The sequence below is a fragment of the Pseudoalteromonas sp. CNAT2-18.1 genome (assembly GCF_022347865.1).
In the GTDB taxonomy this organism is placed as follows: Bacteria; Pseudomonadota; Gammaproteobacteria; order Enterobacterales; family Alteromonadaceae; genus Pseudoalteromonas; species Pseudoalteromonas ruthenica.
In genome coordinates this window covers 62,151-75,571 of the sequence record NZ_JAKRFR010000005.1, presented here as the reverse complement: position 1 = coordinate 75,571, position 13,421 = coordinate 62,151, and the positions used below count along the sequence as shown (strand labels likewise).

General features: G+C 47.5%; 15 protein-coding genes. 8 read left to right on the top strand and 7 right to left on the bottom strand.

What is annotated here, in order from left to right; translation table 11 throughout:
- Positions 1-8 precede the first annotated feature (8 nt).
- The 3 genes from thrB (at position 9) to ung (ending at position 2,972) form a co-directional block, all read left to right on the top strand.
- Positions 9-950, top strand: coding sequence for a homoserine kinase (gene thrB / locus MHM94_RS11855; RefSeq protein WP_235419587.1), 942 nt, complete (start codon positions 9-11; stop codon positions 948-950).
- Positions 950-2,233 (top strand): threonine synthase, encoded by a 1,284-nt coding sequence (thrC, locus tag MHM94_RS11850; RefSeq protein ID WP_235419588.1) that lies wholly within the window; start codon positions 950-952, stop codon positions 2,231-2,233. Before thrB ends, thrC begins: the two co-directional genes overlap by 1 nt.
- A 67-nt stretch (positions 2,234-2,300) precedes the next feature.
- The gene (gene ung, locus MHM94_RS11845; protein ID WP_053909731.1) at positions 2,301-2,972 is read left to right on the top strand and encodes a uracil-DNA glycosylase; all 672 of its coding nucleotides are present in this window, start codon (positions 2,301-2,303) and stop codon (positions 2,970-2,972) included.
- Positions 2,973-3,017: 45 nt separating this feature from the next.
- Here ung and MHM94_RS11840 read toward each other — a convergent pair whose 3' ends face one another.
- Positions 3,018-3,203: a DUF3545 family protein gene (locus tag MHM94_RS11840; RefSeq protein WP_022943433.1), complete on the bottom strand. Its 186-nt coding sequence runs from the start codon at positions 3,201-3,203 to the stop codon at positions 3,018-3,020.
- Positions 3,204-3,355: 152 nt separating this feature from the next.
- Positions 3,356-4,306 (bottom strand): transaldolase, encoded by a 951-nt coding sequence (gene tal, locus MHM94_RS11835; RefSeq protein ID WP_235419589.1) that lies wholly within the window; start codon positions 4,304-4,306, stop codon positions 3,356-3,358.
- Positions 4,307-4,588: 282 nt separating this feature from the next.
- On the opposite strand from tal, the gene yaaA reads away from it, so the two are divergent.
- Positions 4,589-5,368 (top strand): peroxide stress protein YaaA, encoded by a 780-nt coding sequence (gene yaaA, locus MHM94_RS11830; RefSeq protein WP_235419590.1) that lies wholly within the window; start codon positions 4,589-4,591, stop codon positions 5,366-5,368.
- A gap of 141 nt (positions 5,369-5,509) precedes the next feature.
- Positions 5,510-6,472, top strand: coding sequence for a mechanosensitive ion channel (locus MHM94_RS11825; RefSeq protein ID WP_235419591.1), 963 nt, complete (start codon positions 5,510-5,512; stop codon positions 6,470-6,472).
- A 129-nt stretch (positions 6,473-6,601) separates the two neighbouring features.
- Here MHM94_RS11825 and MHM94_RS11820 read toward each other — a convergent pair whose 3' ends face one another.
- From MHM94_RS11820 to MHM94_RS11800, 5 genes are all read right to left on the bottom strand, one after another.
- Positions 6,602-7,246, bottom strand: coding sequence for a response regulator transcription factor (locus MHM94_RS11820; protein WP_235419592.1), 645 nt, complete (start codon positions 7,244-7,246; stop codon positions 6,602-6,604).
- Positions 7,239-8,390 (bottom strand): sensor histidine kinase, encoded by a 1,152-nt coding sequence (locus MHM94_RS11815; RefSeq protein ID WP_235419593.1) that lies wholly within the window; start codon positions 8,388-8,390, stop codon positions 7,239-7,241. Before MHM94_RS11815 ends, MHM94_RS11820 begins: the two co-directional genes overlap by 8 nt.
- Before the next feature lie 18 nt (positions 8,391-8,408).
- Positions 8,409-9,077 (bottom strand): hypothetical protein, encoded by a 669-nt coding sequence (locus MHM94_RS11810; protein ID WP_235419594.1) that lies wholly within the window; start codon positions 9,075-9,077, stop codon positions 8,409-8,411.
- Positions 9,078-9,186: 109 nt separating this feature from the next.
- The gene (locus tag MHM94_RS11805) at positions 9,187-9,420 is read right to left on the bottom strand and encodes an EF-hand domain-containing protein (RefSeq protein ID WP_022943440.1); all 234 of its coding nucleotides are present in this window, start codon (positions 9,418-9,420) and stop codon (positions 9,187-9,189) included.
- Between the two features lie 105 nt (positions 9,421-9,525).
- Positions 9,526-9,762 (bottom strand): calcium sensor EFh, encoded by a 237-nt coding sequence (locus MHM94_RS11800; RefSeq protein ID WP_022943441.1) that lies wholly within the window; start codon positions 9,760-9,762, stop codon positions 9,526-9,528.
- 252 nt (positions 9,763-10,014) lie between these two features.
- Here MHM94_RS11800 and MHM94_RS11795 point away from each other — a divergent pair, with 252 nt between their 5' ends.
- Genes MHM94_RS11795 through MHM94_RS11785 form a run of 3 tightly spaced genes read left to right on the top strand, consistent with a single transcriptional unit; the run spans position 10,015 to position 13,356 of the window.
- On the top strand, positions 10,015-11,430 hold the full coding sequence (locus tag MHM94_RS11795; RefSeq protein WP_138587685.1) for a HAMP domain-containing sensor histidine kinase: 1,416 nt from the start codon (positions 10,015-10,017) through the stop codon (positions 11,428-11,430).
- Between the two features lie 11 nt (positions 11,431-11,441).
- Positions 11,442-12,014: a hypothetical protein gene (locus MHM94_RS11790; RefSeq protein ID WP_022943443.1), complete on the top strand. Its 573-nt coding sequence runs from the start codon at positions 11,442-11,444 to the stop codon at positions 12,012-12,014.
- Positions 12,004-13,356, top strand: coding sequence for a sigma 54-interacting transcriptional regulator (locus MHM94_RS11785; protein WP_022943444.1), 1,353 nt, complete (start codon positions 12,004-12,006; stop codon positions 13,354-13,356). The genes MHM94_RS11790 and MHM94_RS11785 overlap by 11 nt, the downstream gene beginning before the upstream one ends.
- Positions 13,357-13,421 lie beyond the last annotated feature (65 nt).

Genomic DNA, 13,421 nt, shown 5'->3' with positions numbered 1-13,421 from the left:
AGAGGGCCATGATTGAAGTTTATGCGCCGGCCTCGATTGGTAATTTTGCGGTTGGATTTGATGCGCTGGGAGCGGCTATTGCACCCATTGATGGCACTTTGTTGGGCGATGTGGTGCGAATTAGCGCCAGCGCTGAGACAGAATTTGTGTGCTCAGGGCCTTACGCCGATAAATTGCCACAACAGGCAGAGCAAAATTTAGCCTTTATGTGTATGGCGCACTTTCGTGCCACGGTCGCACCAGATATGCCGACAGCGCGTATGGAGTTAGTTAAGAATCTGCCCATTGGTTCAGGTCTGGGATCCAGCGCCTGCTCAGTGGTTGCGGCACTTGCAGCGCTGAATAAATTTGCCGGCACTGAGCTCAGCGAGGATGCGCTCATTGAGCTAATGGCTGATTTTGAAGCTAAGGTCAGCGGCGCTCGTCATTATGACAATATCACGCCGTGTTTGCTTGGTGGTTTGCAGCTCACAGGGGCGCTGATACCCGGTCGTTCACTGACGATCCCCACTCCCAGTAACTGGTATCCAGTGGTCGCGTTTCCCGGTTTCACCCTTAATACCGCTCAGGCTCGAGCAGTGCTGCCGCAGCAAATGAGCTTACACCATGGTATTGAATTTGCTCAGCGGCTCAGTGCATTTTGTACGCTAATGCATCAGCAACAGCATGAGTTAGCGATGGAGCTGATGATTGATACGGTTGCTGAGCCCTATCGCAGTGAATTGATCAGCGGTTTCAGTGCCGCTAAAAAGGCGGTGCTAGAGTTAGGCGCGAAGGCGGTGAGTATTTCTGGTGCTGGGCCGACGCTTTTTACACTATGTGACAATATCAATGATGCTAAAAACTGCCAGCAGTGGTTACAGCAGAACTATGTAAATGAACAAGGCTTTAGTCATATTTGTCAGATAGATACGGCAGGTACGCGGGTTTTGAATGAGGGAAAAGAATAATGCGGTTGTATAATTTAAAAGATGATAGCCAGGTGGTGTCTTTTGTTGAGGCGGTAAAAACGGGGTTAGGGCGCAATCAAGGGGTGTTTTTTCCGCAACAGCTAACGCCACTGGATAATATGGATGCCTTATTGGAAATGGATTTTGTCTCGCGCAGCACACAAGTACTGACGCACTTGATTGGCGATGAACTGAGCCCTAATGTGGTCGCTGAAATGGTGCAGGGAGCGTTTACTTTTCCAGCACCTTTGGTTCACGTTGCCGATAACCTTCACTGTTTAGAGCTTTTTCATGGCCCTACCTTGGCATTTAAAGATTTCGGTGGACGCTTTATGGCGCAGTGTCTTGCCCAGTTCAGTAACTCAGAAAAGGTCACGATTCTCACAGCCACCAGTGGTGACACTGGCGCTGCAGTAGCCCATGCTTTTTATGGCAAAGAGAATATCGATGTGGTGATCCTGTACCCTGAAGGCAAGATATCAGAGGCGCAGCAAAAGCTGTTTACAACCTTAGGTAATAATATTCACTGTTACAGTGTTAAGGGCTCGTTCGACGATTGTCAGGCCATGGTTAAGCAAGGGTTTTTAGATGACGAGCTCAAAACACGTTTGCGCCTTAATTCTGCGAATTCTATTAATATTAGTCGCTTACTCGCGCAGGTATGTTATTACTTTGAGGCGGTGGCGCAGTTGCCCAAAGCGCAGCGAGACAAAGCGCACATCTCGGTGCCGAGCGGTAACTTCGGTAATGTGTGCGCAGCGATGATAGCTTCGCTGATTGGCTTACCCATTCAAAAACTCTCGGCAACAACAAATCAAAATGACACGGTGCCGCGCTTCATCGCTTCCAAACAATGGCAGCCGCATGAGACTCAAGAATCTCTGTCTAATGCTATGGATGTCAGTCGGCCCAATAACTGGCCTCGTGTACAAACGATGTTAGACAGTGGTCGTTTCAGCTATGACGATTTCTTTTCTCATGCTGTGGATGAGGAGCAAACCGCTGTGGCGATGCGTGAATTACAGAGCATGGGCTATCAAGCTGAGCCACACACCGCGATTGCTTATGAAGGGTTAAAAGCGGATTTAGCACCTGAGCATCAGGGGATTTTCCTAGCTACGGCCCACCCGGCTAAGTTTCAAGCCAGCGTGGAGAAGATTTTAAATGTTGAATTAGCGATGCCAAAGGCGCTTAGCAATGCCTTAGCTAAACCTTGCCTTGCTGAGCCGATGAGTGCAGATTATCAACAATTACGGCAAGCGCTGCTGGCGAAATTAGGTTAATTTGGTAAGCTAGCAATATAGATAACAAACGGCCTTTAGGGCCGTTTTTTTAATGGAACCGAGCAGCATGACATCTTGGTCTGATTTATTAGCAGAGCAAAAACAGCAGCCTTACTTTCAACAAACCTTGGATTATGTGCGCCAACGCCGAGAGCAGGGCGTAGCTGTGTATCCGCCTCAAGAACAGGTATTTGAGGCATTTCGCGCCACCGCGTTTGAAGATGTGAAAGTGGTGATACTGGGTCAAGACCCATACCATGGTCCAAACCAAGCGCATGGCTTATGCTTTTCGGTGTTGCCAGGGGTAAAACCGCCGCCGTCATTGGCGAATATGTATAAGGAATTGGCGCAAGATATCGCTGGATTCAGCATCCCTCAACATGGATATTTACAGTCTTGGGCACACCAAGGGGTGTTGCTACTCAATACCGTATTGACCGTTGAACAAGGGCAAGCACACTCGCATAAGCACCTCGGCTGGGAGCGTTTTACTGACGTGGTCATCGAACAGCTTAACCAACATGGCAAGGGCATTGTGTTTTTGCTTTGGGGCGCACACGCTCAGAAAAAGGGCAAGCACATCGACACGCAAAAGCACCATGTGCTCAAGGCTCCTCATCCGTCGCCGCTGTCAGCACATCGCGGTTTTTTTGGCTGTGGTCACTTTTCCAAAGCCAATGAAATCCTTACCAACCAAGGTCAAGCTGCCATTGATTGGACTCTAGCCGAGCAAATATAACGCAATAAAAAAGAGGGCATCTAGGCCCTCTTTTTTATGTTGGTATCAAAAATCTAACTCTTCTAAACCAATGTCATCGCTGAACAAGTCTAGTTCTTGCAGTTCTTTGCGCAGACGTTGCTTATCTTTTAGTGCTTCGATTTCGCGCCATTTACGTTTTTTATTTCGACCGGATGTCTTTTTGGTCTCTGGACCTTCTATTATTTTTATTAGTTCATTCAGACTATCCATGACACTCTCCTGTATAACTAACGCAATCAATCTATACCACAGTTGGTATAAAAATAAAACGAAAATGTTTAACCAAGGTTACAGAAAAGTGATGATTCTATTACGAGCGGAAAGGGCAGAGAAATGGCGGCCTTGTGGGCCGCCGAATGGTGTTAGAGTTGTTTAAAACGAGCCTCTAAATCTTGCTGAGCTTTAGCAAAAGCACGAATTCCCTCGGCGAGCTTTTCAGTCGCCATTGCGTCTTCGTTATGTAACCAGCGGAATTCACTCTCTGTGAGTGCTTCAGGCTTAGGCTGTACATCGTTTGCACCGCTTAACAAGTAATCTGTATTAGCCGGCAACTCGGCTAATTCCTCGAGCAATGCAGGGCTTATGGTGAGGCGATCACAGCCCGTTAAGGCAAGAATTTCACCGGTGTTACGGAAGCTGGCGCCCATGACGATAGTGTCGTAGCCGTGGCTTTTGTAAAAGTCATAAATACTGCGCACCGATTGCACGCCTGGATCTTGCAATGGATCGTTAGGCTTCTCCATCCCGTTAGCAACATGCCAATCGAGAATACGGCCCACAAAAGGTGAAATAAGATAAACATTGGCATCGGCGCATGCACGGGCTTGGGCGTCACTGAATAACAGCGTAAGGTTGCAGCGAATGCCTTCTTTCTCAAGTTGCTCGGCAGCTTTGATCCCTTCCCATGTCGATGCAATTTTAATTAAAATCTTGTCACGGCTCACGCCTTCTAAATCATACAGCGCGAGTAACTGTTTGGCTTTGGTGATGGTTGCTTGGGTGTCAAATGATAAACGCGCGTCCACTTCGGTGGAGATGTAACCAGGCACAATATCAGCGATTTCTTTACCGATTAATACGGCAAAATAGTCACAGGCTAATTCGAGTTGCTGCTGCGCATCAGTGCCTTGCTCTTTGGCATACTGCCATGCTTTATCTAGATAGGGCTTGTATGCGTCTATCTCACTCGCTTTAAGCAGCAAAGAGGGGTTAGTCGTTGCATCTTGAGGTTGATGTTTACGAATCGCTTCAATATCACCGGTGTCGGCTACAATGGTTGAATGTGCTTTCAACTGTTGCAGTGCTGTAGTCATGTGCTTTCCTCATTCCAAGCATAAAATCTGCTGAGCTTGCCTGTTGCTTGAAAACGCCAGACAAACATACATAGGTTATTTCGTTTATGTTGCACCTAAGTGACAACCAAAGGGAGGTCAATTGTCCGTGCATTGATGTCGCTATTGGCTAGCGCGCATGGAACCGACGCGCACCGTACAAGTGAACTTGCAGGTAGAAAGGTCGATTTTTGAATAAAGCGTGATTTTTGCTTTATTTAATGTTGAAATTGACACTAATTACTAGGCAAGTCAACTGCAATTATGATTACTGTTATATCTCCAGCAAAGAATCTTGATTACGATACGCCTGCGCCAACGCAGGACTGCACGCAGCCAGAGCTGCTGAGCCACAGTGAAGAGCTGATCGAGGTGTGTCGCGAGCTTTCGCCGCAGCAGCTTGGCAGCCTCATGAAGATTAGCGATAAGCTAGCGGGGCTCAATGCCGCACGCTTTAGTGAGTGGTCGCAGCCATTTACCCCTGAAAATGCAAAACAAGCGGTGTTTGCATTTAATGGCGATGTTTACACAGGCCTTGATGCATCAAGCTTAGAGGATAAAGCCTTAGCCTATGCGCAGCAGCATCTACGCATTCTCTCCGGCCTTTACGGGGTGTTAAAACCACTGGATCTGATGCAGGCTTACCGCTTAGAAATGGGCACCAAGTTAAATAACCCCCGAGGCACAAATTTATATCAATTTTGGGCAGAGGTTATCGCCAAAAAATTAAATGAAGCCATGGCGCAGGCGGGCACATCCACGCTGGTTAACTTGGCTTCGAATGAATATTTCAAAGCGGTGGACAAAAAAGCACTCGACGGGGCGATTGTTACGCCTGTATTCAAAGACTGTAAGAACGGCCAATACAAGGTCATCAGTTTTTATGCTAAAAAAGCGCGAGGGATGATGGCGCGTTATATTATCGAAAACCAAGTGGACTCGTTATCGGCTTTACAACGTTTCGATAGCGCGGGGTACTATTTCAGCGCTGAAGCGACGAAAAAAGACAACGAACCGGTGTTTTTGCGCGACGAACAAAGTTAATTCCACATAGGGCTCTGCTGTTCTCTTTGAAGGTGAGGATGAGAGCCCGCAAACCCTTCCCCAGTCATCTTTCCCACTAATATGGCAGCTATCTTGCATCATTTACGCTTTATCTAATTATGCGCATGAATGGAGCATTGCATGTTCGCTAATTTCAATGTCGAAAAAGCACAAAAACTCATTGAAGAAAAACTCGGTGGTTGGCTAGAGACCGCAATCAGTCATATTCCTAACTTAGTGGTGGCGATTGTCATTACTATCGTCTTTGCGCTGTTGGCGCGGGTGCTAGGCTCAATCATTAGCAAAGTATTAAAGCGCTCTTTGGACTCCGAGCAGATTGCAGGTTTAATGACCTCGATCGTGAAGATTTTGATTCTCACTCTCGGGGTGTTTATCGCCCTAGACTTCTTAGGGTTAAAAGGCACTGTCACTTCATTGCTCGCGGGTGCGGGGATTGTCGGTTTGGCTATCGGTTTTGCCTTTCAAGATATGACCGAGAACTTGATTGCCGGTGTCGCCATGGGTATTCGTAAACCCTTTAGACCCGGCGATGTAATCGAAAGTGGCGATGTGTTTGGCACCGTAAAATCAATTAATCTGCGCAATACGTTAGTAGAGAACTTTTACGGTCAGTTGATCATTATTCCCAACAAGATTCTGTTTCGCAATATTCTCACTAACTACAACTACCTCGGTACCCGCCGTATCGAAGTGCCGGTCGGTATTTCTTATGGCGATGATATCGAAGCAGCAGAAAAAGCCATTGTCGAGCACATCAATAACCTCGACTTTGTTATTCGTAAAGAGGATACCGCCGTTTACGCCGATGGTTTTGGTGATAGCGCTATCAATCTGCTGGTTTGGTTTTGGATAGCCTACCCAAATGATGACCCAGGTTACATGGAAATCCGCAATCAAGCTTACATTACCGTTAAAAAGGCGCTCGACAGTGTGGATGTGACTATTCCATTTCCTATTCGCACCTTGGATTTTGGTATCAAAGGCGGTGAAAAGCTGGTGCAGATGTTGCCGTCACAGTCACCAGAAGAAGGGACGCATAAGCAACGAGGCCGGGATGAAAAACCGGGTGAGGACAGTGAATAGCGACACATGTGCGCGGCTGCTGACTCGGTAAAAGCTGCAAGCGGGTTATAAAATTTTCCCGCTTCTTCTGGTTATTCGCTGTAATTGGGTAGTGCAAGTTTTAATTAGCCTACGCCTTGGTGCCATCGTTTAAATCAGACCCAGCTCGATGCCTCGCAATACAGCGCGGGTACGATCGCGTACCATCAGCTTGGCTAAAATAGCAGAGACCTGATTGCGCACTGTGCCTGCGGATTTATGCAGCGCCTCGGCAATCTCGGCGTTAGAGAATCCAGCAGCCACCAAGCGGAGGATTTCCAGCTCACTGAGACTGAGAGTTTCGTATTGGGTAAATTCATACAGCGGGGGATTATTCGAGCGTGAGGTGTGACAGGCGATAGTTTGTGTTACCGCCGGTTGTAACCAGCGTTGTCCTTGGCTGAGCGCGATGATGGCATCGGTGAGCACCGCAAAGGAAATATCTTTACGTAGATAGCCATCAGCACCAAGGCGAATGCTTTTGAGTACTAAATCATGCTCGTCAAAGGTTGAAAGTAGCATGACAGCAACAGGGAGCTTGGCATTGCGGATCTCACGCAATGCGTCAATACCACTGACTGTTGGCATACGCACATCTAACACCAAGACATCGACCGGGTTGGCCGTGAGCCAAGTAACGATATGCTCTGCGTGGTTGCGTTGTGCGCTTACCTGCAAATCAGGATGCAGTGCTAATAAGCTACATAATCCCTCGAGCACCAAATTTTGATCATCTACCACTGCCACTTTAATCACTATCAGCCTCCGCACCTAACGGAAGCGCGATATCCAGGCGCGTGCCGGTCGCTAGCGAAGTCACAGTCAGCTCGCCGTCAAGTTGCATCACACGCTCTTGCATCCCCTTGAGCCCGTTCCCCCATTGATGGTGGCTAATACCCATACCGTCGTCCTCAACGCGCCAAAGTAACCACTGTTGCTGACGCCACAAGGAAATATCACAGCGCGTAGCGTACGCATGTTTGCGCACGTTAGTAAGCGCTTCTTGGGTGGCACGAAACAGCAACTCGGCGATTCGCGCGTCACGCACTTTGACACGCTCACTGTAATGCAGCTGGGTAACAGGATGAGCAGTATCTGCAATCAAAGTTGTTAGCGCTTGCTTGAGATCAATATTATCGAAGGCCCTTAGAGTACTCACCGTATCGCGCGTATGCGCCAGTAAATCAGTGATTATATGTTTGCACTGCGCCAAAGGGGGCTGCGCTGAGTGACTGAGTTGTTGGGCCAGTTCCAGTTGTAAATTTAACGCCGTTAGGCCATGTCCTAACGAGTCGTGGATGTCTCTAGCGATGCGCAGGCGTTCATCGCGCTTGGCGGTATCTTGCAGTAAAACTTGGGTGGCACTGAGCTCTTGGAGTAGGGCCTTATTGCGCTCGTTGGCTCGGCGCTCATCAAGTAAGGCGTAGGATAAGCGCAGAGCAAACAAGTGATAAGCGATGAATAAGAGAGTATTCACGAGGTCGTAGGAGGTGGGCGTGGTGGCAAAATAGGCTAAAGGCATAACCAGTGCCAAAGCTAAGCACACTATTAGCGGCGCCAGATAGACAAGGCTTGCTACATACACCACAGAGAGGATTAAAATGAGACCACTTTTTATCCAAAGCAGTAGTATCAGCAACAGACTAAATTGGGCTGTGGCCAATATTTTCTGGGATCGAATAGTTCTCTGTGGGCCTGCGGTACGCAACAAGTGCAGCATGACAAAACCAGTGAACACAGCAGCGACGAACACATCTGGGTAAGGCAAGTTGAAGCGCAGTACATCCTGTTGATGATGCAGCGAGTAAAATACAAAACCAGCGACGATGGCGCAGGTGAATAGTACTAGAACAGAGCCAGTCCAATTCGCTATAAAGTGGTTACTTTGCCATGCCTTCATATTGTTGCGTCCATGCGTTTACTGCTCGGTATATAAAGCTTTTAAGCCTTGTTGGTTAGCCACAAGTAAGTATGAGCGATTGAACGAGATAGTACATAGGTCGACATTTTTTTGCGCTATTTTTATGTCGGAATCGCAATCACTGCCATGCACAAAAGCACTTAGCTCTCCTGCATCTAGGCTAAAAGTGTGTCCCTTAATGCTAACCTGAATTGGCTCGGCAGCAAAGATACGTAGAGCATAGGCGTTGTCTTGGTTATCTTGTTGCTGCTCTATAAGGCTTATGTTTATCTGAGCAGCGTTTTGCCAGGCGACAACGTGGTATGCGTGATCATATTCCACTTCCACTTTCTTTTGCGCTACTGGGCCAAATACGTTTCTTGCTGCAACATAAAGGGAGAGCTTTCTGTTGGCATTACTCTCGTGAGTAATGGCATATTGCTGTGCATCTTTTGCTAGGGTAGCGAGGTAATAATCATCATCTGCCACGTCGCGTTCATCACCGTTAAGTTGGGTGTTGGCGATGTGGTAATCCAGCTCGTAGTCAGTGGCGTTAAGCAGGTAGTAATCATTTTTATAATAATCACTGCCAAAATTAATGGTTTCCAGCTCTTCCTCTAAATCATCCGACGAGCAGGCGCTCAGAAACAGTGCGGCGGTCGTTAACAATAACCAGTGTGACTTCATCGTTTTATCCTTAATGGCAATGGGTGTATGCCCAAGTTTATCCATCAAGGAATGACACGCATGTGTCAAAAGTCATAACTGTATAATGAACTTTTAAAGAGAGGGGGCGTTACTGGCGGGCGTAATTACTGAATTCACGTAGTGACAGCTTGCCATCTTTGTCCTGATCATAGCTGCTAAAGCGTGACCATAATGCGGGTTCTTGAGCGGCTTCTGATTTACTAATGGCGCCATCGCGGTTGCGATCGAGTTCTTTAAAGCGCGACTCCACACTCCCAGCGTGGGCAGTGCTCAGAGAACTTAGAGCAATTAATGAGATAAATACAGTGACTATTACTTTCATATGAGTTCCTTGCGCGCGACTACGCACTTATATTGTTAGCCTAACGAATCGATTTTCACACGCCAACCAGAATAAGATTAATGGCTAGATTAGTGCGATTAAGTCCTAACTGGGTGTTAATTGTTGTTGCCTGAACCGAGCAAATTCATCGGCACTGAGTGTGTTATCTCGATTACGGTCGAGATCGGAAAAGACAGGCGCTAAACCATCAAGCTGCTGCGCTTCCAAATACGAAATAGAGTGATTATGATCACTATCCAAATGTTGAAATGAAACCTGGCTTTTTGCAAAAGTGACTGTTATCACCGTGAGAAAAGCAACGAAAACACTTAAACGTCGCACTGCATCCTCCAATTCATAGTGGCTTAATTCAAAAGCAGGTATAACCGATTTACCATGCCTGAGTTATACCCGCGCAGCATTAACAAGAACAATGCCAGTTTTTGTTCTTGTTAAAATTCATAGGGTTAGTAGGTTGGTCATGAAGGTAGTTAGGTAGAGTTGTTGCCAAATAGCAACAAGTGGCGCGTTAATTTTTAAATTTATATATATTTCAAAGTTTTACGGATTCGCAAATTTGCAACAGGAGGCAAGTTGATAAAACAGTTATGGCGTTGGCGGCCCAATCTATTTGCACAGTTTTTTATTGGCGTAGCCATTCTGTTGGTGCCACTGGCTTTAGTCGTGGTGGTGTTCTTGCAGGCCCTTGATAAGCACATGGTGAATACTCAGCAAATGGTTCTGAGTAGTTATCAAAAAAATGAGCAATTCAATGAATTTAAACAACTTTTCCAGTCTCTAGAGCGTGCAACCCTGCAAAATTGGGTACTGCAAAGTGAGCAGTTAAGTGAAGCGGTAGCACAGCAATGGCAAAAAGCAGATACGATGCTGGATAGCCAAATCAGTGCCGCTGATGTATTCAGTGAACAAAGCCGTTGGCAAGAGCTGTATGCCACCTTTAGCGCTACCCGCGATGAATTACGTAATAGCCAAACGCAAAACGCACAATTGTTTGTTCCTTTACGCCAGCAGATTAATACCCATGGTCAGTGGCTGCATGAACACACTAAAAAGCAAGTGACGCATGCGCAGCAAGCTCTGGCTGATTTACAACAAAGCTTTATCCATTGGCTGGTGGCCTTGGTGCCTATTGTGTTGCTTTTTGGTGGCGGGTATCTATGGCGTATTAGCAGCCGACTCAGCTACCTTTCACGGGTGATTGGGCGCTTAGGCAAAGGTGATTGGGATGTTGATATTAAACTCACGGGTGCCAAAGAATTAAGAGAGCTGGGGCAGAAGCTACATTGGATGCAGCAGCAATTACAAGCGTTAGAGCAGCAAAAGGATACGTTCTTACGCCATGTTACCCATGAATTAAAAACCCCCTTAGCATCAATGGTGGAAGGCTGTGATCTGCTTAGCGAGCAAGTCGTTGGGCCCATTAACGAGCAACAGCAGGATGTGCTGGAGCTGATCAGCCAAAGCACCGAACGTCTGAGAGCGATGATTCAAAGTTTGCTCAATTACAATGCTATTCGCTCACGCACCGCCAATCCGCGCCCGTGTGATCTTGCTGACTTAAAACACCAAGTGTTAGAGCATTTTGCTGATCGCCTAGCGTTAGCGCAGCAGAAGGTAAATTGGCAGTGTGATAAAAAACTCGCTATGCTGCGCCTTGATGGCGAATTGGTACAAATGATTTTGGTTCAGCTACTCTCGAACGCCATTAAGTTTTCTCCACCGGGTGCCACCATCACCGTCGCGATTAGTCAAAGTAAGTCTGAGGTTGAATTAAAAGTATGCGACCAAGGACCTGGAATTTCTAAAGCTGAGCAAGAACGTCTGTTTGACGCTTTCTTCCAAGGCAAAGCGGGCAAGTCTAGTCGCTTGCAGGGCAGTGGGTTAGGTTTGTCGATAGTTAAAGAATGTGTTGACCAACTCAACGGTGATATTAATATTCATTCAGTTTCCCCTAAGGGCAGTTGCTTTACGCTGCATTTCAATCAGTAATGGAGTTCATTATGAATAAGTTTGTCGCCTTGGTGAGCCTTGGTATGATCAGCATGCTAAGTGCTGGCTGTCAGTTGCTAGGGAGCGCAGAACCCAGTGCAACTGTGGTTGAACAACCCAAAGCGCCAACAACAGTAGTGGTCGGTACGCCCAACCCGAAACCGCGTCCAAAACAGCCGCCATCTTACCCGAGCGCACAACAGCTAGTGCAATGGCATGCGCAGCAGTGTGGTGGTTTTGCCGCCACGGCGCAGGATAACGATGAAACTTTCATTGCCGAGCCGCAACTGAAACAATTTTTTGCGCGCTTATGCTTACGAGGGCAAACGCAGCCACAAGAAATGTTGGCTGAACTCGAAGTCGTGAGTGCCCAGTATTACTGGCCTGAATCTAGCGCTCGCTACTTCTGGTTGCTGAAACAGCAACTTATCGCCAATGCGCAGATGCGCCAGGAGTTACAAGCGCAAAAGCAAGAGCAAGCGCAAATGAAAGCGCGCATGCAAAAAACCTTGTCTTCGCTTGCCGCAATAGAGCAACAGCTATTGCAGCGCAGTACCCAGCAGGAGAGTGACAATGAGTACTAAGTCCAAAGTTTTATTAGTGGATGATGATGAAAGCCTACTGAAGTTACTCACCATTCGCCTGTTAGCCAATAACTATGAGGTTAGCACCGCGAATTGTGCCAGTGATGCCTTAAGCGAGCTGCAACAACAGCACTTTGATGTGCTTCTGACCGACTTGCGCATGGATGATATTGATGGCATGCAACTCGCCGAACAAGTGCAGCAACTTTACCCGACCATGCCGGTGGTGATGATGACCGCACATGGCTCTATTCCTGATGCGGTGAAGGCTACCAAGCAGGGCGTGTTTGCCTTTTTGACTAAACCCATAGATAAAGACGAGCTGATCGATACCCTAGCTAAAGCGGTGCGCCTGCATGGTCACAGCCAAGGTCAGCAAAGTAACCATCATGGTATCGTTACTCGCAGTGCCACCATGCACCACCTGCTAGAGCAAGTGCGAATGGTTGGCGCCGCTGATGTGAATGTGCTGATCTCTGGGGCCAGTGGTACGGGTAAAGAGTTATTAGCCAAAGCAGTGCATGAAAATAGCAATGTCAGTGATGGACCCTTTGTTGCCATCAACTGTGGTGCGGTGCCCGCAGAGTTGTTGGAATCACAGCTGTTTGGTCATAAAAAAGGGGCTTTTACCGGGGCCACAACGGACCATGTGGGGTTATTCTCACAGGCCGAGGGAGGCACCTTATTTCTCGATGAGATTGGCGATATGCCTTTGAATCTGCAGGTGAAGCTATTGCGGGTGCTGCAAGAGAAAACGATTCGCCCGGTAGGTCATAGCGAAGAAATCCCCGTTAATGTGCGGGTAGTGTCGGCAACCCACAAAGACCTACCCACGGCCATTAGTGAAAATACCTTTCGTGAAGATTTGTATTACCGCTTAAATGTCGTCAATCTGCGCCTGCCGGCGTTAAATGAGCGTCGCGAAGATATCTCGCTGTTGGCACATTACTTTTGTGAGCAAATTGCGGCGCGCCAAGAGCAGGCGGTGAAACGCTTCAGTGACGATGCTATGGACTTGTTACTGCGCCATGATTGGCCCGGTAATATTCGTCAGTTGCAAAATGTGGTGGAGCAAGTTGTGGCGCTCAGCCCCAGCGAGCTTATCAGTGCGAAGCAAGTGGCGCTGGCGCTGCAATGTGAGATGGAGTCGAGTTCACCCATCGCCCTTAATGAAGCGAAAAAGCAATTCGAGCGTGAGTATTTGATTCGCGTTTTGAAAATGGTGGATGGCAATGTTGCCCAAGCCGCTAAACTCGCCAAGCGTAACCGCAGTGACTTTTATAAGTTGATTAAAAAGCACGATATTGACGCTGAGCAGTTCGCGCCATCGGCAAGTAAGTAAGGGCCCCTTTAATGCTCTTACAATCTCAATAACTCATAGATATACTGACTTTTTTAAGACGCATG